Here is a 21,397-nt window from a genome sequence, read left to right on the forward strand (position 1 = left end):
AATTGACCGAGTAAGCATCAGATTTATGCAATTCTCTTGCCGTGTTTATTACCTTACGATCACCACGCGCGGACGTTCTGCCCATCCGAACGAACAATCCAGAGGTTCAAAACACATGAGCAACATTTTCTTGAGCATAGGTGAAGTAAAAGGCGAGTCGGCTGTTATCGGTCATGTGGGTGAAAGCGAAGCACTCAGCTGGGGATGGCGACTGACTCAAACGACCCTCTTCTCTCACGCCATCGCTGCCAGTGCGAAGAGTTTCGTGCTTCTTCAAGGGCAAAGCGAGGGCTTGATCGATGGCGGCGGGATTGGCTTCATGGTGGATCACGTGTCTTGCGAGGGCCCATGTTGAAAAGCAATTTTGACGAGAAGAGATTCAGCACCGCACCGAACAAATTTTCACGAGCCAAAACAATCAATAACGTACGAGGTTGTCTTAGTCTGTCTAATCCTGCTATTTGGTCGATTGGGATGAAGTTATAAACCTTAAGCGACATAGAGCCCGCATCCCCTAAAAGAGAATGAACGACAGCAAAGCGATCCTGAAAAAGCGTCTTTCTCCACGATTGAGGATGGTGCACATAAGTTATAGCACGCACCATCCGCATCAATACCCATCCACCGATCCGCAAAGGAAGAAGAATTGACGAACGAAGTGTATCTCCGAGATATCGGCTTCATCGTGCGCCGTCGTCCCAACTACCTGAGTTTGAGCTATGAAGAACTTGGCGACCAATTCCATGCCGAATTGTTTCTGCATCGGCGCGCCGAATGGTCAACTAACTTGTTCATCATGTCCGAGTTGTCCGCGCTTATCGGCATACACGGGATGGCTGGATTCAACGCCTACAAAGACATCGAGCGTGCAGTTCGCTCCGGTGAGTTACAAGTTGAATTGAAGGAACCGGATTACACCTTCGTGAGTCGCAGAGGTACTGCCGCCGCCCCGCTCCAAGACCTACACACCTGAGCAGCTATGGCCACGGGCCGCGCCCGACGCGGCACCCGCGAAGCTCAAAGCCATGGCGGCACGCCTCGATTGCTCTTATCTCGATGGCTCGCGTCGTCGCATCGACGCACCCGCCGAGTTGTACAAGCACGTCAACCCCGTCACTGCTTCACCGGTCGATCGCGTGATGTTCGATTTTCCGGCTGACGGGCCAAGCCTCGCGTTCCTGAAGACGGCTACGGTACACGGACGGTCCGTCGATGTTTTCATGCCGCTCGGCAAGCCTGCTGAAGGCTATGGGCTTCCAAGCGGGGACAAAAGCATCAAGGCCTTGGAGGTCCTTAAGCCACATCAGACCAAGGACTTGACGAGGGTTTCATTGAACACACACGGGAATCGAGAAGACGCTTATTGGCAAGCAAAATACGCCAACCCGAATTTCTATTCAGGCGCGGCAGCGGACATCGAGCAAGGCGTTGCTATTTACCCATGGAAGGATTGGCCCGACATCCCGCAACAATATGTCGATAGCACCATGAGCCATGAGACCGGCCACATATGGAGCGAATCGTTGTGGAAGGATGGATCGACGAAGCAGGCGTGGCTTGATGCTATGGCGAGCGATGGCAGAGCGCCTTCGGATTATGCCCGTCAGAACGAATTCGAAGACTTCGCCGAATCCGTCAACATGTACTTTTCGAGTCTCGGCTCTCCCTGCGAGGACAGGGGCCGGGAGAACTATCGGGCGCGTTATCGGTATCTGGATAAACACTCAAAATGAAGCGACTCACCCTGTTAGCCGCGACTATCTTCATGCTCAGCGCCTGCGCGGGCAACGTCAAACCAAGCACATCGCATATGAACCAAACCAATCATCCGGGCGCACAAGACCCCTCTCAACCCCATCCGGGCACGATCACATGGAAGTACACATGGAACGGCAGCACCGAAGTAACGCCAGCATCCAAATTCCCTGAATTCTTCGTGCTCTATTGCTACGACGACAAAGGAAACCGCGTCGACACGAACAAGGCGGCTTATTGCGTTCCGGTTACCGAGATCGTAACGATCTCAATGGACAAGCAGGGAAAGCCCGCCCCTCCGAACAAATCGGAATATATTGAGATAAGCGTGTATGGTCCCGGTCATACATTCTTGAAGCACATCACCGGAGGGCCGCGCTCAGGACCCGTACCCCCGCCCCCAGCGCCTGCAAAGTGAAGGCATAAGACAACCCGCGTCGATGGTAAGAACCAAAGACGCGGGTGAGGCAGACACCTACGCTTCACAAGGGCCTCTTAGAGGCGCACGGTAAAGAGATAATTGAAGCGTGCTGGGCAGCTGTCGCGCCAGCATGGCTCAGCGTCAAGAGCGCGCCCACGCCGGCCCCGTTACGTGACGACTCATGGCCTGACCTGCCAGGAACTACGGAGACTGCCGCCGAAGCGCCTGAGCATCCAGGCGGCGAAGCGGAACAATCCCCACCTACTTCACCCCCAGCGCCGTCTGCACCGCTTCGAGGCCATTGCCGCCGCTTGCGGTCGTCACGCCGTCGAGCCACGACTTGAGCAACTCGGGATGATGCTTCAGCGCGTCGCTGGCAGCTTCGTCGACGTGAGTCTTCTTTTCCAGCACCTCGGTGATGACGCCGTTCTCGAGATCGACATTGAAGGCCATCTGTTTGAACAGGCGCCCGAGATTCGGACACTGTTGCTCGTAGCCGCTGCGTGCCACCGTATTGACCGTCGCGCCGCCGTAGTTGGGACCGAAGTAGCGGTCGCCGCCGTCGAGATACGCGAGCTTGAACTTCGTGTTCATGAGATGCGGCTCCCACGCGAGAAATACGATCCACTTCTTGTCACGCACGGCCCGCTCGACCTGCGTCAGCATCGCGGTCTCGCTCGACTCCACCACCTTCCAGTCGCCCAGGCCGAAAGCCTTGTCGTCCACCATGCGCTTGATGTTCTGATTCGCGGGCGCGCCCGGTTCGATGCCGTAGATGCGGTTGTCGAACTTGTCGGCGTTCTTCGCGAGGTCCGCGAACGAATGCACGCCCGCCGCGGCCACGTAGTCCGGCACGGCGAGCGTGAACTTCGCATTCGACAGATTCGGCCGCACCACCTCGATCGACTTCTCCTCGAAAAACGGCTTCACGAGCGGTGCCTGAGCAGGCATCCAGTTGCCGAGGAATACATCGATCTGCCCTTTCTTCAAGCCCTGATAGGTGATCGGCACTGACAGGTTCGCGACGTTCTGCCGATAGCCCAGCGCCTTGAGCACAATGCCGCTCATGGCATTGGTGGCGTCGATATCGGTCCACCCCGGGCCGGCCATGCGCACCTGCGTGCAGGACTGCGGCTCCGCGGCGAATGCGTGGGATGCCACGCAAACAAGCGCGGCGGCGAAGAGCGCATGGATGAAGCCCTTTTTCATGATGGGTCCTGTCGTAGGTGGGGAGGAAAGAAGAACACGTCAGCGTTCGACGGCCGGGAAACGCGCCATGGCTTCGAGATCGTCGAGGTCGTTATGGTTGCGCATGTAACGCTGGCTCGCATCCACGTGTGGCTGCCAGTCCCATGACTGGATTCTGCCGCGCGTGGTCGCCGCGAAGTGGAAATGACGGCGGCGCTGGCTCGCCAGCACGTCCTGATGCAATGCGTCCAGATTCCAGCGGCGCGCGATCTCCGCGCGGAATTCGGCCACGAGCGGAGCGTGCCGCTCAATCCCTGCGAGATTGGTCCGTTCGAAGGGATCGGACTGGACGTCGTACAGCTGGTCGGGATCCACGCTCGAATGGATGAACTTGTAGCGGCCACGCCGGATCATGACGATGGGCGCGATGGCCCCTTCCGCAAGGTACTCGCCGGTCGCCTCGTCATGTCCGCCGCTGCCCTGCAGATGCGGCACGAGACTGCGGCCGTCGACGCTGTCAGGCCACGCTTCCGGCCCGCTCACGGCTGCCCCGCGAGCCAGTTCGACGAGCGTGGGCAGCACATCCAGATGCGACACCGACTCCGCCACGCGACGTGCGTCGAACTGCTTCGGCGCGTGCACGATCAACGGCACGCGGCAGCCGCCTTCGAAGAACGTCATCTTGTACCAGAGGCCGCGTTCGCCGAGCATCTCGCCATGATCCGACGTGACGACGATGATCGTGTCGTCCGCGAGTCCCGCCTGTTCGAGGGCTTCAAGTATCGAGGCGAACTGGTCGTCCACGTAGGACACCGCGCCGTAGTACGCGCGCCGCGCGTTGCGCACCTGCCGTTCGGTGGGCGGCGTGCGGTCCGCCTCGTATACGTGGCGCAGACGCTTCGAATGAGGATCGCTGGCATCGAGCGAATCCTGATACGAAGGCATGTCGATGTCTTCGTCGCGGTACAGGTCCCAGTATTTGCGCGGAATGGCGTAGGGATCATGCGGATGCGTCAGCGACGCGACCATCATGAACGGACGCGCGTCCCGGCCCGCGTTGCGCTCGCGGGCGATATCGAAGAGCTTCTGGCGCGTGGTGAAGGTCACTTCGTCGTCGAAGTCGAGCTGATTGGTGCGCACGCACGGACCGGCATCGATCACCGAGCTCATGTTGTGGTACCACGTCGGGCGCGCTTCCGGGTTTTGCCAATCAGGCGTCCAGCCGAAATCGGCGGGGTAGATGTCGGTCGTGAGACGTTCCTCGAAACCATGCAGCTGATCCGCGCCGCAGAAATGCATCTTGCCGGAGAGAATCGTGCGATAGCCTTCGGCCCGCAGGTAATGCGCGAAGGTCAGGGTTTCCGAGGGGAACTCGGCGGCGTTGTCGTAGGCGCCGATGTTCGAAGGCAGCTTGCCCGCGAGAAGCGAAAAGCGCGAAGGCGCGCACAGCGGACTTGCACAATAGGCCGACTCGAACACGACGCCTTTGCGCGCCAGTGCATCGATGCGCGGCGTCTTCGTCACCCGGTTGCCATAGGCCGACAGCGCGAACGGCGTGAGCTGGTCGGCCATCAGTACGAGAATATTTTGTTTCGTCTCAAGCATGAAAGCGTGCCTCGAATAGAATCCACCACAGCAGGCGATGGTTGAACAGCGGTTCAATGTGACTATTGCCGGTCAATTCGCGGCTGTGAAGACAGCAAATCGTTATGCGCCCATAAGGAGGGGTTATGCCGCCGCCGGATCGTCTGCCGCCCATGCAGGCGTTGTTGATGTTCGAATCCGCCGCGCGTCTGGCAAGCTTCACGGCCGCTGCGCGCGAACTCGGTTCCACGCAGCCCGCGGTGAGCCAGCGCGTCGTGCAGCTGGAGGAAGCGCTCGGCGCGGCGCTGTTCGAGCGCGGGCATCGCGGCGTCACGCTGACGGAAGACGGCGTGCGGCTGTTCGAAGCCGTGCGCCAGGGTCTCGACGTGATTCGCATAGCCACCGCGGACATTCGCTCACGGCGCGCGCAGCGCACGCTCACGCTGGCCACCGACTTCGGCTTCGCCACCTATTGGCTGATGCCGCGCCTGCCGCAGTTCAAGGCGCTGATGCCGGATGTCGACGTGAAGATCATCACGTCGCAGAGCATGCCGAGCGCATCGGGTCAGCACGCAGACGTGGTGATCGTATTCGGCGATACCCAGGCGGACTGGAGCCCGCGCCGCGCCGTGAAGCTGTTTCCCGAATGCGTGATGCCCGTGTGCAGCCCCTCGCTGTTGCAAAAGGTCCCGGCGCCGCGCACGCCTGCTGATTTCCTCGCGTTGCCGCTGCTGCATCTGGAAGCCACGCATCCGGAGCGCTGGCTCTCATGGAGCGCCTGGTTCGAAGGGCACGGCCTCGCCGCGCCGCCTACGCAAGGCGGCTTCACGTTCAACAGCTATGCGCTCGTCACGCACGCGGCGGTGATGGGCCAGGGCGTCGCGCTCGGCTGGGCGCCGCTGGTGGACGAGCTGATCGCCACCGGCCAGCTGGTTGCGCTGTGCGATACCCCGCTCGTGACGGAGCGCGGCTACATGCTGGTCACGCCGCGCGAGCCGTCAGCGGCGGTCCGGGCGTTCAGCGACTGGCTGCTCGAGGAATGCGACGTGGGTGTCTGATGCGCGTCTGACGTTTTTGTACTAGGCGCGCGGCGTCTGGCTTCTATCGCGCCGACCTCGCTTTTTGCTCTACTGATGCGCACGCTCGCCGTATTTCGCGGCGCGGCGATCTTCCGAATGTGGAGCACGCATGGCAGCCGATTCCCGCTTTGATCAACTGGTGCTTACCGTCTCGTGCCCGAGCGCGGCGGGGCAAGTGGCCGCCATCGTCGGCTTTCTGGAGCGGCATCACGGGTATATCGACGAACTCACCGTCTTCGACGACGACCTGAGCGAACGCTTCTTCGTGCGCTGCGTCTTTCATGGCGCACAACCGGACGAGCCGCTGGATCTGGCGATGCTGAAGCGCGAGTTCGAGCCCATCGCCGGACGCTTTTCAATGTCCTGGGCGATGCACGACCTGGCGGTGCGGCCGAAAGTGCTGCTCATGGTGTCGAAGCTCGAACATTGCCTCGCCGACCTGCTGTTCCGCTGGCGCATGGGCGAACTGAAGATGGATATCGTCGGCATCGGCTCCAATCATCCGGACCTCGCGCCGCTGGCAGAACAGCACGGCCTGCCGTTCCATCATCTGCCGATCACCGCGGACACCAAGGCGCAACAGGAAGCCCGTCTGCTCGACCTGTTCGACACCTCCGGCGCCGAACTCATGGTGCTCGCCCGCTACATGCAGATCCTCTCGGGCGAAACGAGCCGCAAGCTGCGCGGGCGGGCCATCAACATCCATCATTCGTTCCTGCCGGGATTCAAGGGCGCGAAGCCTTATCACCAGGCGCACACGCGCGGCGTCAAGCTGATTGGCGCGACCGCGCACTTCGTCACCGACGACCTCGACGAAGGCCCGATCATCGAACAGGAAGTGGAGCGCGTGGATCACGCCTACAGCCCCGAGCGCCTGCTGGCCACGGGACGCGACGTGGAGTGCATCACGCTTGCGCGCGCGGTCAAGGCGTTCATCGAGCGGCGGGTGTTCATCAACGGCGAACGGACCGTGGTGCTGCGCTAACAGCGTGCGGCGCGCGCGCGCTTGCGTGCCGCGCGCAACGCAAACGCGCCATGCGCCGCCAGGGATACCACCACCACGCTGCCGCCGATGATGGCGAAGCGTGTCGGCGTCTCGCCGAGGAAGGCCCAGATCCAGAACGGTCCGAGCACGGTCTCGATCAGCAGGAACAATCCGACCTGCGGCGCCGGTAGCACGCGTGCCGACGCCGCGATCATGCCCAATGCCAAGGGCACGACGATGGCGCCCTCGAGCGCCATCAGAAGCATCCGGGTGCAATCCGGAAAGGCCACAGGCGGGATGAACGGCAGCAGCACCACAGCGGCCAGCAGTCCGCCGAACGCCGGAGCCAGCGCCAGATCACCGCGCGACCGCCGCGACAGCAGCAACGCGGCTGCCATCAGCAGCGCAGTGGCCAGCGCCAGTGCATCGCCTGCACCGACCGTCGCCCGCGTGGAGAAGGATGGCCACACGACCGTGACCACGCCGAGGAGCGCGCAGGCGCACGCGATCCAGGTCCTGCGCGGCGGCCAGTCCTTGAAGAACACGCCGGCGCCGAGCGCGGCCCAGAGCGGCGCCGTCGCGATGAGTGTGAGCATGTTCGAGATGTTCGTCATCATCGCGCTGAGGACGAAGGTCACGGAGGACAGGCCATAGCAGACGATGACCGCCCGTGCAGCCCAGCCTCTTGCGACCGTCCGCCAGCCGGAGCCGTGCCGGAACAGCGTGACGACGCCCCCCGCGAGCAGCATCAACAGGCCGCGCGCGAACGCCATCTGGAACGGGTCGCCACGAATCAGCCGCAGCAGCAAGGTATCGATACTGAGCAGTACCGCGCCGAGCGAGGCAAGCATGAGGCCCTTACCCGAAGCGCTCATCCATGCAATGCCCCACGCTTGACCATGACGGTCCGCTGCATCAGGCATCAATGAGATCCCGCCGAAGGAGTTCGGGAATCACACACTCGGCGAACACCGAACCCACGGGCAGCAAGGGCGCGCCCGCGATCCAGCCCAGTTCCTCGATCTCCGCATGCGGCAGGCACACGCCGTCCACCGAGGTGAGCCACGCATGGATACGAATGACGTGGTCTTCACCTTCCGCGCGCCGTTCATAGGTGCCAAACCGCTCGGCCTCAACCAGTTTCACGCCGAGTTCCTCGCGCAATTCCCGGCGCAGGCAGTCGAGCTGGCCTTCCGCTTTCTCCATCTTGCCGCCCGGCGAAATGAAAGTGGACGTGCCGCGCTTGCGCACGACGAGCAGACGTCGATTCTTCACGATGATCGCTGCACATTTTTCGATCATGCCGCGCGGCTCAAAGATTGTTGGTGATCGCGTCGCGAATGTTCGCCGTCCGCGCTTCCGCGCTACGGCTCAGTCGCAGCGTGTGATCGTCGTGACCCGTCAACAGGCTGATGATGTCGCGGCAGAGCGGTTCCTTTCTCTGAAGATAGGCGAGCACCGTTTCGTCCGAAGGCTCGGTGAAGCTGTCGGCGAAGATGGAGATGCCTTCCAGCGACTTGGTCGAGAGGCCGATCAGCAGCAGACGGTACTTGACATCATCGACCGATCTGGCGATTTCGTAGATCGGACTGTGATAGGTAATGCCGTACTCGCGCATGAGGCCGACGAAGTAATCCTTCGCGACCCTGCGCTGCTCCGGGAACTCTTCCTGATAGCGGGCGATGCCGTCGTTGATGACCTCGATACCGTTGCGCAAACAGTAGTTCACGACGTGCGCATGAATGGCGATTTTCTCGCCCAGCAGAACGAGGTTCTTGCGGTCCTGGACGATGTCGGTTTCAAGCGTTGCAATAGCGATGTTGCGGAACGCCCCGCTGATGTCCTCCACGACATGCCGCACCACCAGGTCGCCGAACCTGCGCTTCAGTTCATCGACGCGATGCGACAGAATCTCGCGATGGATGGAGCAGCCGCTGTTGGCGCTGAAGAGGTGGACCGGAACACCCTGCAGCATCAGCAGGCAAGCGGCGAGCGTGCTGTCGCGCCCGCCGGTGAACATGACAAGTTGAGGTGCGAGTGGCTTCATGGCAAGGCTCCGTCGGTTACCTTCAGGGCGTGCGCGATCCTGCGCGCACGGATCCCCGCGCTGATTCCATCAATGACGAATTTCACGACTTCGTCTGCGTCATCGAACAGTCCGATGCTCTCGATGTCTTCCTGATGAATGAATCCCGCTGACAAGGGCTGCTCGCGCAGCCACGCAATCAGGCCGCGCCAGAACGCGCGATCCACCAGCGCGACCGGTTTCGACGCGAGCTTGCCCGTCTGGATCAGCGTGAGCATTTCGAACAGCTCGTCGAGCGTGCCCATGCCGCCGGGCATCACGACATAGGCGTCCGAACACAGGCTGAATGCAAATTTTCGCGTGAAGAAACGATCGAACGTCAGCGAGATGTCCTGGTCCCGCATGTCGAGCGGTTCGAACGGAAGCTTGATGTTGAAGCCGATGGCTTGCGTCCCGCCGGCCCGCGCGCCTTCCAGCGCCGCGCGCATGATGCCGGGTCCGCCGCCCGAGATGACGGACAGGTCCTCACGCGCGAGTTTCCCGGCAATCAGCTTCGCCATCTCGAAGTGGCGGGAACCCGGTGCCGTGCGTGCGCTGCCGAAGATGCTGACCGCGCCGTTCAGTCTGCGCGACAACTCATGCACGCCGCGCAACTCGTTTAGTACTTCGCGATACACACATCCTCCGGTGGCTGACAGCAGATCGTTCAATGCTAAGATCATATTTCACGATCATTCATCATCCTAACTAATTATTTTAGCGGCAGCCGTGAATAAAATTGACAACCCAACGAAGCGAATGCCCACCCTACGCGCCTTATTGAGTTTCGAAACGGTGGCCGGGTTTTCGAGTTTTTCGAAGGCCGCTCAATCGATCGGCATGACGCACGGCGCAATCAGCCATCAGATGCGCGCGCTCGAGGAATGGCTCGGCCAGCCGCTCTTCGAACGGCACAGCGGCGGCGTGCGGCTCACGCGGAACGGCGAGCGCCTGAAGCAGGTATGCAAGGACACCTTTGCCGCGCTGGAGGAAGGATGCCGGCAGATCAGGGAGGATCAGGCAGCTCAGCGGCTCTCCATAGGCTGCTCCACCACCTTCCTCGCGCAATGGCTGCTCCCACGTTTCGAAACCTTCGTTCAACAGCATCCGGCGCTGGCGGTGTGCTTCCAGACGCGTGCAAATTTTGACGCGTTGCTGGACGGCACGGTAGACGTGCTGATCCTGAGCGGGCAGCCCCGTGCATCCGTAGGCGGGGTGACGGTGACGCATCTGGCTTCCGAGCGTATTGGTCCGGTATGCGCGCCAGGCTGGCCGGATCCGCCCGGCAGGCCGGACCGGATGCTGGATCTGCCGCTGCTGCACGCATCATCGAAGCTCAATGCATGGAGCGAATGGGGCGAAGCCCATGGCATCGGGCTCGACGTGTCGGGCGGTGCAGTCTTCGAGTCGCTGACGCTTTCGGTGGAAGCGGCGAAGGGCGCCCTCGGCTTTGCGATCGCGCCTGAATTCCTGGTGCGCAGCGAACTGGAAAAGGGCACCCTGATCGCACCGCTCGGATTTCATCCGGTGGATCGCGAGACATGGATCTACACGCGCGATCCCGTCAGGCAACCCTCCAACGTGACGCCCTTCGTAACCTGGCTGCTCGAAGCCGAACGAAGCGCGCAGGATCGCAGCGGCGGCGACCTTCCCGCTCCCGAAAAGACAAGTGGCCCGATCAGCGCAAGCTGACCGGGCCACTTTGATTGCAGCGAAAATCCGGAACGCTTATTGGGTCCAGGAATTCACGCGGTCCGCATGCGCGCTGATCCATGCATCGGCGGCGGCCTGCGGCTTCTCGCCGTTCTGCGTGGCCAGCATGACGCTGTCGATCTCACCCGGCTTCCACTGGAACTTCTTCAGGAAGGCCACCACGGGCGGCGCCTTCTTTTCCAGTTCCGGATTGACGACATTGTCCACGTGCTCGGACTCGCCGAACACCTTCTTCGGATCGTCGAGGAACTTGAGCTTGTACTTCGCGAACATCCAGTGCGGCTTCCAGCCCGTCACGATGATCGGCTTTTTCGCCGCTTCCGAGCGCGCCAGTTCCGCTGTCATCGCCGAACCCGAACTGGGCAGCAGCTTGTAGTCGAGGTTGTAGGCCTTGATGGCCTCGCTCGTCTTCTGCATCACGCCCGCGCCCGCGTCGATGCCCACGATGCGCGAGTCGAATTCCGCCTTCTTCGCTTCGAGGTCGGACAGGCTGCTGACGTCCACGTTCTCCGGCACGATCAGGCCAATCTTCGCGTCCTGGAAGTTCGGTCCGAGATTGACGACCTTCGACTTGAAGTTGTTCCAGTACGCGCCATGCGTGACCGGCAGCCAGGCCGACAACGTCGCGTCCAGATCGCCGCGCGCGACGCCCTGCCACATCACGCCCGCTGCTACCGGCACCAGCTGCACCGGATAGCCCAGCTTCTTCTCGATGATGCGCGCGGCGACATTCGACGTCGCGACGCTGTCATCCCAGCCCTCGACGTAGCCGATCTTGATGGTTGGCTTGTCAGCGGCGTTTGCCCCCAGGCTCGCAGCGAGGGCAGCGGTCATCGCCCCCAGAACAAGCTTTCTTCTCATCGCTTTCATTCGATTTCCCCTTAAGCGGCCCCACGCCGTGTAGCGTCAAGATTCACCAGCCAGAATTGGCCCGTAACGCGCTTTTCCGACATCGACTTGTCCAGAAACGACGCTCCTCCCTGCCCTCTCCCCGATACGGGCCTGCCCGAGGAAATCCGGTTCCTGCTCGTGCTTATTTGTCGACGACGAGGTCGCTCAACGGCTTGCTGCAACACAGCAGCACCATGCCCTGATCGATCTCGCGCTGGCGAATGCCGCCTGCGTGCTTCATGCTGACTTCACCGGACACCAGCTTGACCTTGCACGTGCCGCACATGCCTTGCGTGCATGAAGAAGGCAGGCGCACGCCTGCCTTCTTGGCGGCATCGAGTACGTGTTCGTTGCTGCCGCATTCGATATCCCGGCGGCTCTTGGCAAAGCTCACCTTGTAGCGCGTGTCGACCGGCGCCGCTATGGGTTCCGCAACGGGTTCTGCAACCGGCTCTACAGGCGCCGGCGCGAACCCGACCGCCCGTTCGCGCGCCTCCACGAAATCCGTGTGCGTGGCGAGCGCATCGGCGACATGGGCCGTCGTCAATTCAGCCGCCACTTCCTTAACCACGCCGAACGAAAAACTCTCCTCGTGATAGTGCTTGCGATCGAAGCCGCCCTCGTCGAGCAGATCGCGCACGGCCCTCATGTACGGCGCGGGTCCGCAGGTGAAGACCTCGCGTTCCAGATAATCCGGCGCGATCAGCTTGAGCAGCGGCAGGTTCAGGAAGCCCGTCACGCCCGGCCAGCTGGTGCGCGCGCCGACGCGCTCGCAGACAAAGGAAGCACGGAAGTTCTTTTGATTGGAGGCGATCAGCTCCAGCTCGCGCGCGAAGATGATGTCATCGGGCGTGCGCGCGCTATGAATGAACACGATGTCGGCGTCCTCGCCGAGTTCGTGATGGGCACGGCTCATCGACATCAACGGCGTGACGCCCGACCCCGCCGAGAGAAACAGATATTTGCGCGCCGGATGCCGCGCGCAGGTGAACTCGCCCGACGGTCCGAGCACCCTTACCGTCGTGCCTGCGACGACAGTGTCATGCAGCCAGTTCGAGACCTTCCCGCCCGGCACGCGCTTCACCGTGATGGAAATGGTGTGCGGCCGTGTCGGCGCCGACGAGATGGTGTAGCAACGGTTGATCTGCTCGCCGTCGATATCGAGTTCGAGCGTGATGAACTGACCGGGCTCGAACACGAAGGCACGTTCGCCCGGCGCCTTGAAGAAGAAACTCTTGACGTCGTGGGTCTCCTGCCGGACGTGACAACAGACGAGCGTCTCGTCGGTGTCGCAATCCCAGCGCGCCGGCAGCGCGCCCCAGAATTGCGGCTGGGTGACACGGCTGTCGGTCGGCTCGAACGTGGCCTGATCACGCATCATGCTTGACTCCTGCTTGCTGCTCGGGGTGCGCGCTTAGCGCATGAAGGAAACGACTTTCTCGCCGTGCGACGTATCGATGCCGTGAGCCGGCGTGTTCGCATAGTCACCCAGACGATTGATGTACCACTCGCAGAACTTCTCGACGAGACCTTCCGTGAACGGCGAATACGGACCCGGTTCATACGCGTTGCTCTTCACGCCCAGTTGCGAATACTCGACCAGCGTGCGGTCCTGATCGTTCGTCGCGCGCCACACGGCCGTGAGATTGTCGACGTCGTAATCGATGCCTTCGCGCGCGTCCTTGTGCACCAGCCACTTCGTGCGCACGAGGGTTTCGCCGGCGGACAGCGGAATCACGCTGAACGTGACGATGTGATCGCTCATGAAGTGATGCCACGAATTCGGCTGCGTCCAGAACGAGAGGCCGCCGAGATCCGCGCGTTCGAAACCGCCCAGCAGCTTCTTCGAGGCGACCTTCGCATCCAGCGTCTGTGATTCGCCGTCGCGATCGAGCGGCAGGCGCTGCGTGCGGAATCCGGTCACGAGGTCAGACAGACGTTCGATCTCGGCGGACGGCAGGCACATCGCTTCCCATTGCTTCGTGCGCTCTTCGACGGTCTTCTCGAACGCCGCCATGCCTTCCTGGTTGGCGGGCGAACGCTGATAGCCGAAGCCGTATTCATAGAGCGAGATGGTCAGCTCGGGATGGTTCGCGACGCAGTGATAGCACTCGCGGTTGTTCTCCATCGTGAGCTTCCAGTTGCCTTGCTCGACGATGTCGATGCTCGCGGCGATCTTCGTGTCCTTGAGGCCGTGCGGCGCGAGATAGGGCTCCATGGCTTCGCGCATCACGGCGAAGTCGACAGGCGGTTCGTCAGCGAGGCAGATGAAGATCAGGCCCGCGAGGTTCTGCACGTGCACCTTCTTGAGGCTGTGCTTGCAGCGGTCGAACTGGTCGCCCATGTGCTCGGCGAACATCAGGTCGCCCGAGAGGTTATAGGTCCAGCTGTGATACGGACACACGATATTGCCGAGCGAACCCTTCTCCTGATTGCACAGGCGCGCGCCGCGGTGCCGGCAGACGTTGTAGAACGCGCGGATTTCCATGTCGTCGTCGCGCACGATCAGGATCGAGTCGCTGCCGATCTCGACGGTCGTGTAATCGCCCGGCTCGGGGATATCCGGTTCGATGGCGACCTGGATCCAGGTCTTGCGGAAGATGGCATCGAGGTCGAGCGCGTGGATGTCCTCGCTCGTGTAGAACGGCGCCTCGAGCGTATGGCCCTTTTTGCGGCGTTCGATCATTGCGCGAACGTCTGCCGAAACTTTCATCGTGTGCTCCGTGTGCGTCACGTCTGGTGCCCCGCCACACACCTCTGAACGCGGGCTGCTGCTTGTTGCTGCTTTTATAGGGGTCGAAAAATCAGTAATCGACCAGTTGATGCTCGCGCAAATAAGCCAGTATCACTTGTGCTTTTTCGACAGAACTTCCTTCAATTACGACGCTGCCGCCACGGTTTTCCGTGGTGGTCGCGGACAGCATGCGCGAGTGCCCCGAACGCTTCTCCGGCGCGGCCAGTTTCTTCGGCTTCGCTCCGGCCGGGCGCACCGTCCACACGGCTTTTTCCTTGTCCGCCGCCACCACCGATGCAACCGGCGCGACCTGCCCTTCGCGCAGGCGTGCATAGGCATAGCGCGGCACGGCATTGGCGAGCGGATGCACGGCGACGAGCGCGGGCAATGGCGCGCACACGCGGCGGCGCAAACCCTTCGGCATGAACTGGCGCACTTCCACGCCGTCCGGGGTCACGCTGACATCCACGGCTGCGCCGACCAGCGGCAGATTCAGTGCGTCCGCCAGCTTGTAGGGCAGCGTGCCGCTGTCGTAGGCGCCTTCGGCGCGCGTGCCGGTGAACACCAGGTGGTAGCCGGCGAGCCGTTGCACCAGCGCGGCGCAGGCATCGCCCTCGGTGTTGAGCACTTCGACCTTCGGTGCGCCGAGCGCGAGATACTCGGCCAGCGCCGGATTGGCGGGATCGCCGGCGTGCAGTACGTCGAGTTGCGCACCTTGTGCCTTCGCGATGCCGATGGCGATGGTCAGCGCAGCGGCATCGTTGCGGCTGTAGCGTGCCGTGCCGCTGACGGGATGACGCCCGGTGGATACGAGAACGGCGATCTTCACGCTGCGACTCCTTCCGCGACGCTCGCGGTCTGCACGACCGGCGTGCCGCCGGCACGCGCCGCACGCGCGGCGGTGGCTGCATCGGTCAGCGCCTTGATGGTTTCCTGCGTATCCGCGACGATGGTCAGGTTGGCGCGCTTGGCAATCGGCGCGCTCGCATCGAGATTGACCGCGATGACATGGCGGCAGTCCTTGATGCCCTGCAAGTGCTGCACTGCGCCCGAAATACCAAACGCGATATACACGCTAGCCTCGACCGTCTTGCCGGTCGCACCGATCTGCTTGTCGCGCGTGAACTTGCCGTCGTCCACGGCCACGCGACTCGCGCCAATCGCCGCGCCCAGCGTGCCTGCGAGCGCTTCGAACGCGGCGATGTCGGAGACACCGTTGCCCGCCGACACGATGAAGTCCGCTTCCTCCAGCGCCACCTGTGCGGCATCCATCTCCTCGATACCGAGATCGACAAAGACACTCGCCTTGGCCGCCGGCACGATGCCTTGCGCGGACACCGCTTCACCCGCGCCGACGAACGGCAGCCGCGCATCCACCGCATTGGCGGCGAGCAGCACGACGTCGGGCAGATCGCGCGAGGCCATCGCACGGCCCGCCTGGGCGTAGGACGCGACGTGCCCGGCATCGAGCTCGACCACCTGCGTGGCAATCGACGCATCGGCGCGCGCAGCGTAGCGGCGGCCGAGATCGCCGTCGCCGGTGGCGTTGTCCGGCATGAAGATGCGCACCGGCGCGAAGTGCGCGACGCACGCCGTCAGCGCACGCACTTCCTCGTCGGGCGCGAAGTTGCGCCGGTCAAAACCGGGCAGTTCGATATAACGATCCGCGCCGAGTGCGGCGGCATCGTCCTTGAATTCGCCGAGGGTAATCAGCACGACTTCCGTGGCGCCGTCCGCGAGCAGCGCGGCAGCGGCCAGCGCCTGACGCGCGTGATCGTCGAGTGAGCCGCGGTCCGTGTGCGCGGCGACGAGCAACGCGCGCGTCGCGGGCTGGATCGTGCGGCGCGGCCTGGCGGCATCCTTGTGCGCGCCGTGCGAAAACTGCAGCATGGCGCCGTTGCCGATCTCGCCCAGCGTGATCCGCTTCAGTCCCGCCGCCGTGACGATGAACGGCCTGCGGGGATCGATTCGCTTGATATCGTTGTTCATCGCTTTACTCCAGCGCCGCCGCGACCAGTTCCGCCACGTCCAGCACTTCCGGACGCGGGCCGACCACCCCTTCCAGCATCGCGGTGCATTGCGGGCAGCCGACCGCGACCACGTCCGCGCCGATCGACCGTGCATCGGCGATACGGATATCCGGGATGCGCTGCTTGCCGGGAATGTCGGTCAGCGGTGCGCCGCCGCCGCCGCCGCAGCAGCGCGCGCGCATGCCGTGGCGCTCCATCTCGACGACCTTGATGCCGATGGTCTTCAGCAGCTTGCGCGGCGCTTCGGTCTCGCCGTTGTAGCGGCCGAGATAGCAGGGATCGTGATAGGTGATCTTCTTGTCGGCGAGCACCGCGGCGGCCTTCGGCGAGAGCTTGCCGCTCGCGACCAGTTCGGCCATGAACGCGCTGTGATGCTGCACTTCGTAGTAACCGCCGAGCGCGCGATACTCGTTGCGCAGGCTGTGCAGCACGTGCGGATCCGCGGTGACGATGCGGCGGAACTGATACTGCGACAGCGTGTTCATCAGCTTCGACGCGCACTCCTGGAACGTGGCCTCGTCGCCGAGACGCCGGGCGGTGTCGCCGGTATCCGTTTCCACGCCGCCGAGCACCGCGTAGTCCACGCCCGCCTTGTTCATCACCTTCGCGAGCGCCCGCAGCGTGCGCTGGTAGCGCATGTCGAACGCGCCTTCGCCGGCGATCAGCAACACATCCACCGGACGCCCCGGCTGCGCGACCTGCACCTGCAGATCCACCGACCAGTCGTAGCGCGCGCCAATGTCATAGCCGTTCTGGCTGCCGGTTTCGCGCAGGTTCGCGAGCGTGATCGGACCCTTGCCCGGCACGTCGCCTTCCACGAGCGTCTGGTTGCGGCGCATGTCGACGATGGCATCGACGTGTTCGATCAGCATCGGGCACTCCTGCACGCAGGCGCGGCAGGTGGTGCAGGACCAGATGGTGTCGGCTTCGATCATCTGCGAGATCAGCGGCTTGCCCGGCCCGCCCGAATGCTTGCCGACCGGAATGCCGGGTGTCGGGCTGCCCGCGTATTGCGCATCCGATCCGCCGACCATGCCCGTCACGAGATCCTGGATCAGCTTCTTCGGGTTCAGCGGCTGGCCGGACGCGAACGCCGGGCACGCGGCTTCGCACTTGCCGCACTGCACGCAGGCATCGAAGCTCAGCAGCTGGTTCCAGCGGAACTCCACCGGCTTGCCGACGCCATACTCCTTCGCATCCAGCACGGGCTTCTTCAGCGCCGTGGGCGGCACCACTTCGCGCTCCGTATGCGCCTTGAAGCGTTCCTGGCGCGGATGAAACGCGAGATGCAGGAGACCCGCCATCGCGTGCTTCATCGGACCGCCCTTCGCGGCGCCGAAGGTCATCGTGTAGGCGCCCGCCGCGATCAGCAACGCGACGATGATCGCCAGCGCGCCCGACATCCACGACGCCGGCAGCAGCATGAACAACGCGAGCCCCGCCGCGAACGAGCCGAGCAGCAGCGGCAGGCTGTCCCACGGACCGCGCGACAGCCGCGCGGGCACGTCCTTCGCGTGACGGCGCTTCCACACGAACACCGCGCCGACGAGCATGATGATCGCCGCGATGAAGATCAGCCTGTCGAGCCACGGCGAGTAGATGGCGAGGCCGTAGTTAATGAAGACAAGCGCCATCGCGAGGATCGCCCCGCCGGCGGTGGCGACATGCGTCCTGGCAATATACGGATCGCGCGACACGACATGATGCAGATCGACGAAATAGCGCTTCGGGATGGTGAGCAGGTTCGCCCAGCCATACGCGCCCGCCGTCGTCGCGCGGCCTTCGCGCCAGTAGGTTGCGCGCTTGAGCAAGGCGAACGCGAGGCCGGCCATCGAGAGCCACAGCAGCACGGTGATGACAAACACGGGGTTCATCGTCGAATACCCTCGTCAGAAGTCTTTGCAGAGGCGCAGCGAATCGTAGATCGCGCTGTGGATGTTGTGCATCGAGATGCAGTCGCCGACGCGGAACAGCAGGAAGCGTCCATTGCCCAGTTCTTGAGAGAGCGACGGCTGCGGTTCCGAAGCGAACAGCGTATGCATGTCGATCTGTCCGCGATTGAGCGACTCGGGCTTGAGCTTCCAGTAGACCGCATCGTTCGGCGTGATGCCGTTCTCGATCACCACTTGATCCACGGCCCGCTCTTCCTGCTCCTCGGTGTACTCGTTGCGGATCACGGCAATCTTCTTGCCGTCTTCCTCGTAGACCTTGTCGAGCCAGTAGTTCGGCGTGTGGATCACGCCCTGTGCGTACAGGCGGCGGTAGAAGATCGGGAACGTGGTGCCGCCGGTGTCGTCGGCGACCTTCACATCGGGCGTGACGATCTCGACCGTGTTGCCCCGCGAAGCGATGAAGTCCGCGACGCCCGCGCCTGCATGAGTCGATACGCCGTCATAGACGAGCACGTTCTTGCCCGGCTCGACCTTGCCCGAAAGAATGTCCCACGAGCTGACGGCGAGACCTTGCTCGACGCCCCATGCGGGCACCTGGTCCGTGAACGACGAACCGCCCGTCGCGAGCACGACGATGTCGGGCTTTTCGGCCATGATCATCTTGTCGTCGGCGGCGACACCGAGACGGCGATCGACGCCCAGACGCTTCGTCTCCATGTCGAACCACCGCACGATGCCCGCCATCTGTTCACGCTGCGGCGCCTTGGCGGCCAGCATGATCTGCCCGCCCACATAGTCGTTCTTTTCGAACAGCACGACATCGTGACCGCGCGAACGCGCCACGCGCGCCGCCTCGAGTCCGGCTGGACCCGCGCCGACCACCACGACCTTGCGCTTCGGCCCGCGCGTCTTTTCGATCACGTGCGGCATCGTCGCTTCGCGCGAGGTGGCTGCGTTCTGCACGCACAGCACGTCGAGACCGTTGTACTGGCGGTCGATGCAATAGTTCGCGCCGACGCATTGCTTGATTTCGTCTTCGCGGCCGTCGCGGATCTTGATGACCATGTGCGGGTCCGCAATCTGCGCGCGCGTCATGCCGACCAGATCCACCATGCCGTTCGCGAGCAACCGTTCCGCCTGGCCCGCATCGCGGATGCTTTGCGCATGCATCACGGGCAGCTTCACGACCGACTTGATGCCGGCCGCGAGATGCACGAACGGTTCAGGCGGCAGGGCCATCGGCGGCATGCAGTTGGCGAGCGTGTTGTGCGTATCCGCGCCCGAGCCGATCACGCCGACATAGTCGATCAGCCCGGACTCGGACATGGCCTGCGCGATTTCCTTCAGGTTCTCGTGCGAAAGGCCATCTTCATGAAACTCGTCGCCGCACATGCGCAGGCCGACGCAGAAGTCCGCGCCCACGGCCTCACGCACGGCTTGCAGCACTTCCCGGCCGAAGCGCAGACGGTTCTCCAGCGAACCGCCCCATTCGTCCGTGCGGAAGTTGATGCGCGGGCTCCAGAACTGGTCGATCAGATGCTGGTGCGCCGCCGAGATCTCGATGCCGTCCATGCCCGCATCCTTCACGCGCTTCGCGGCGGCCGCGAAGTCCTGGATGATGCGCCTGATCTCTTCCACTTCGATGATCTTCGCGTTGCCGCGATGGACCGGCTCGCGCACGCCCGACGGCGACATCAGATGCGGCCAGTGCTCGCCGTGCCACGCCGAGCGGCGGCCCATGTGCGTTGCCTGGATCATGATGAACGCGCCGTGCCGGTGCATGGCTTCGGCGAGGCGTGCAAGCGGGTCGATGACCTTGTCGGTCGAGAGATTCACCGACTTCCACCAGCCTTGCGGGCTGTCGATCGACACCGGGCTCGAACCGCCACACACGGCGAGGCCGACGCCACCCTTTGCCTTTTCCTCGTAGTAACGGATATAGCGGTCCCCGGGCAGGCCGCCTGGCTCGGCGTAGACCTCCGCATGCGCGGTACTGACGATGCGGTTGCGCAGGGTCAGCTTGTTCAGCTGAAGAGGCTTGAAAAGGTTCGGGTAACGCATTGCGATCGACCTCGGGGTGGCTCAGTGTGGTGACGTCTGCAAAACCTTGGCTAGTGGCCGCGTCGTGTGTTACGCGAGCGGCGAGACTTCGAACACGCAGTGGTCGTGTCCTTCCGCCGCGCATTGCGTTTCGATGGACTTCGAACGCGGGCCTTTCTTCGCGCTGTCGGGAGCGGTGTCGTTGACCCAGTCCATCGCGCCGGAGAACCATCCCGCGAACATGTAGCAGAGCTTGCCCTGCTTGCCCGGCTGCGCCAGCACGAAGGACGAGTTGTGCAGGTGGATGCGGGAATGCGAGCTGGTCGGATCGGATTCGACGATCGAGAACAGGCCCCAACCGCGCTGCGATAACCGCTTCAGGTAATGTTCGAACACCGCCATGCCGCTGATGCCGTGCTTCTCGGCTTCCTTGTCGCACCAGTGATACGCCGACTTGTAGCCCGCCTTGTAGAGAATCTCGGCATAGGTCTCGCGGCCGAGCGCTTCCTCGACGGCAACATGATTGTTCGTGAAGAAGTGACGCGGGACGTACAGCATCGGCAGCGCGTCGGTGGTCCAGACGCCGGTTTGCGGATCGACGTCGATGGGCAGTTGGGGTTGCATCGCAAGGTTCCTTGTTGTTGTGTTCAGGTTCAGACGTTCCACACTTCGCCGAAGAAGCGCATCCAGTTCTCGCCCATCACCTTCTTGATGCGCGACTCGCTCCAGCCTGCGCGTTCCATCGCAGCGGTCAGGTTCGGAAACTCGCCGATGGTGCGGATGCCTTCCGGATTCACCACCTTGCCGAAGTTCGTCAGGCGGCGATAACGGCCCTTGTCGTGCGTGATCCAGTCGAAGAACTCGGTGCTGTAGCCCTGCGTGAAGTCGGTGCCGATACCTACTTTGTCTTCGCCGATCACGTCGATCGTGTATTCGATCGCTTCGAGATAATCCTCGACGGTTGCGTCCGGGCCTTTCTTCAGGAACGGCGAGAACATCGTCACGCCGACGAAGCCATTG

Annotated in this window: 22 protein-coding genes; 7 read left to right on the forward strand and 15 right to left on the reverse strand. The window is 62.8% G+C overall.

The genetic code is table 11. The features are described 5' to 3' along the window. The first annotated feature begins 115 nt into the window (after positions 1-115). From QCE69_RS34425 to QCE69_RS34440, 4 genes are all read left to right on the forward strand, one after another. Entirely contained in the window at positions 116-355 is a 240-nt protein-coding gene (locus QCE69_RS34425; RefSeq protein ID WP_309935372.1) for a hypothetical protein, read from the forward strand. Between the two features lie 291 nt (positions 356-646). Then, complete coding sequence (locus QCE69_RS34430) at positions 647-973, forward strand: hypothetical protein (RefSeq protein ID WP_309935373.1); 327 nt, start codon at positions 647-649, stop codon at positions 971-973. Between the two features lie 52 nt (positions 974-1,025). Then, complete coding sequence (locus QCE69_RS34435; protein WP_309935375.1) at positions 1,026-1,733, forward strand: hypothetical protein; 708 nt, start codon at positions 1,026-1,028, stop codon at positions 1,731-1,733. After that, positions 1,730-2,173 (forward strand): hypothetical protein, encoded by a 444-nt coding sequence (locus QCE69_RS34440; RefSeq protein WP_309935376.1) that lies wholly within the window; start codon positions 1,730-1,732, stop codon positions 2,171-2,173. The genes QCE69_RS34435 and QCE69_RS34440 overlap by 4 nt, the downstream gene beginning before the upstream one ends. A gap of 264 nt (positions 2,174-2,437) precedes the next feature. Here the strand turns inward: QCE69_RS34440 and QCE69_RS34445 are convergent, their stop codons facing one another. Further along, the gene (locus QCE69_RS34445; protein WP_309909178.1) at positions 2,438-3,385 is read right to left on the reverse strand and encodes a choline ABC transporter substrate-binding protein; all 948 of its coding nucleotides are present in this window, start codon (positions 3,383-3,385) and stop codon (positions 2,438-2,440) included. Positions 3,386-3,424: 39 nt separating this feature from the next. Then, the gene (gene betC / locus QCE69_RS34450; RefSeq protein ID WP_309935378.1) at positions 3,425-4,969 is read right to left on the reverse strand and encodes a choline-sulfatase; all 1,545 of its coding nucleotides are present in this window, start codon (positions 4,967-4,969) and stop codon (positions 3,425-3,427) included. A 125-nt stretch (positions 4,970-5,094) separates the two neighbouring features. Here betC and QCE69_RS34455 point away from each other — a divergent pair, with 125 nt between their 5' ends. Next, positions 5,095-6,006 (forward strand): choline sulfate utilization transcriptional regulator, encoded by a 912-nt coding sequence (locus QCE69_RS34455; protein WP_309935379.1) that lies wholly within the window; start codon positions 5,095-5,097, stop codon positions 6,004-6,006. 130 nt (positions 6,007-6,136) lie between these two features. Continuing rightward, positions 6,137-7,012 carry a formyltetrahydrofolate deformylase gene (purU, locus tag QCE69_RS34460; RefSeq protein WP_309927398.1) on the forward strand — a complete coding sequence of 292 codons (876 nt, stop codon included), beginning with the start codon at positions 6,137-6,139 and terminating at the stop codon, positions 7,010-7,012. Here the strand turns inward: purU and QCE69_RS34465 are convergent. Genes QCE69_RS34465 through QCE69_RS34480 form a run of 4 tightly spaced genes read right to left on the reverse strand, consistent with a single transcriptional unit; the run spans position 7,009 to position 9,760 of the window. Beyond that, entirely contained in the window at positions 7,009-7,935 is a 927-nt protein-coding gene (locus tag QCE69_RS34465; protein WP_309935381.1) for a DMT family transporter, read from the reverse strand. The two genes, purU and QCE69_RS34465, sit on opposite strands and share 4 nt — an antisense overlap. After that, positions 7,928-8,314: an NUDIX domain-containing protein gene (locus QCE69_RS34470; protein WP_309935382.1), complete on the reverse strand. Its 387-nt coding sequence runs from the start codon at positions 8,312-8,314 to the stop codon at positions 7,928-7,930. Before QCE69_RS34470 ends, QCE69_RS34465 begins: the two co-directional genes overlap by 8 nt. A gap of 10 nt (positions 8,315-8,324) precedes the next feature. After that, positions 8,325-9,059 carry a hypothetical protein gene (locus QCE69_RS34475; protein WP_309927407.1) on the reverse strand — a complete coding sequence of 245 codons (735 nt, stop codon included), beginning with the start codon at positions 9,057-9,059 and terminating at the stop codon, positions 8,325-8,327. After that, positions 9,056-9,760 carry a TIGR00730 family Rossman fold protein gene (locus QCE69_RS34480; protein ID WP_309935383.1) on the reverse strand — a complete coding sequence of 235 codons (705 nt, stop codon included), beginning with the start codon at positions 9,758-9,760 and terminating at the stop codon, positions 9,056-9,058. Before QCE69_RS34480 ends, QCE69_RS34475 begins: the two co-directional genes overlap by 4 nt. A 76-nt stretch (positions 9,761-9,836) precedes the next feature. On the opposite strand from QCE69_RS34480, the gene QCE69_RS34485 reads away from it, so the two are divergent. Further along, a complete protein-coding gene (locus QCE69_RS34485; RefSeq protein WP_309927410.1) occupies positions 9,837-10,769 on the forward strand; it encodes a LysR substrate-binding domain-containing protein in 933 nt (310 codons plus the stop codon). A 36-nt stretch (positions 10,770-10,805) separates the two neighbouring features. On the opposite strand, the gene QCE69_RS34490 is transcribed toward QCE69_RS34485, so the two are convergent. The 9 genes from QCE69_RS34490 to QCE69_RS34530 all read right to left on the reverse strand — a co-directional run. After that, positions 10,806-11,660: a glycine betaine ABC transporter substrate-binding protein gene (locus QCE69_RS34490; RefSeq protein WP_309927413.1), complete on the reverse strand. Its 855-nt coding sequence runs from the start codon at positions 11,658-11,660 to the stop codon at positions 10,806-10,808. A 163-nt stretch (positions 11,661-11,823) separates the two neighbouring features. Further along, positions 11,824-13,062 carry an FAD-binding oxidoreductase gene (locus tag QCE69_RS34495; RefSeq protein WP_409021257.1) on the reverse strand — a complete coding sequence of 413 codons (1,239 nt, stop codon included), beginning with the start codon at positions 13,060-13,062 and terminating at the stop codon, positions 11,824-11,826. A 33-nt stretch (positions 13,063-13,095) separates the two neighbouring features. Beyond that, positions 13,096-14,394: an aromatic ring-hydroxylating dioxygenase subunit alpha gene (locus QCE69_RS34500; RefSeq protein ID WP_309935385.1), complete on the reverse strand. Its 1,299-nt coding sequence runs from the start codon at positions 14,392-14,394 to the stop codon at positions 13,096-13,098. Between the two features lie 91 nt (positions 14,395-14,485). After that, positions 14,486-15,244 carry an electron transfer flavoprotein subunit beta/FixA family protein gene (locus tag QCE69_RS34505; protein ID WP_309935387.1) on the reverse strand — a complete coding sequence of 253 codons (759 nt, stop codon included), beginning with the start codon at positions 15,242-15,244 and terminating at the stop codon, positions 14,486-14,488. Continuing rightward, entirely contained in the window at positions 15,241-16,404 is a 1,164-nt protein-coding gene (locus QCE69_RS34510) for an electron transfer flavoprotein subunit alpha/FixB family protein (protein ID WP_309935388.1), read from the reverse strand. The genes QCE69_RS34505 and QCE69_RS34510 overlap by 4 nt, the downstream gene beginning before the upstream one ends. 4 nt (positions 16,405-16,408) lie before the next feature. Beyond that, the gene (locus tag QCE69_RS34515; RefSeq protein ID WP_309927420.1) at positions 16,409-18,319 is read right to left on the reverse strand and encodes a (Fe-S)-binding protein; all 1,911 of its coding nucleotides are present in this window, start codon (positions 18,317-18,319) and stop codon (positions 16,409-16,411) included. Between the two features lie 15 nt (positions 18,320-18,334). Then, positions 18,335-20,398 (reverse strand): NADH:flavin oxidoreductase, encoded by a 2,064-nt coding sequence (locus tag QCE69_RS34520; RefSeq protein ID WP_309935389.1) that lies wholly within the window; start codon positions 20,396-20,398, stop codon positions 18,335-18,337. A 69-nt stretch (positions 20,399-20,467) separates the two neighbouring features. After that, positions 20,468-21,001 (reverse strand): DUF5943 domain-containing protein, encoded by a 534-nt coding sequence (locus QCE69_RS34525; protein WP_309935391.1) that lies wholly within the window; start codon positions 20,999-21,001, stop codon positions 20,468-20,470. Between the two features lie 29 nt (positions 21,002-21,030). Then, the coding region (locus QCE69_RS34530) for a membrane dipeptidase (RefSeq protein WP_309935392.1) at positions 21,031-21,397 on the reverse strand (367 nt) is incomplete at its 5' end.

The sequence above is a fragment of the Caballeronia sp. LZ032 genome (assembly GCF_031451315.1).
Lineage (GTDB): Bacteria > Pseudomonadota > Gammaproteobacteria > Burkholderiales > Burkholderiaceae > Caballeronia.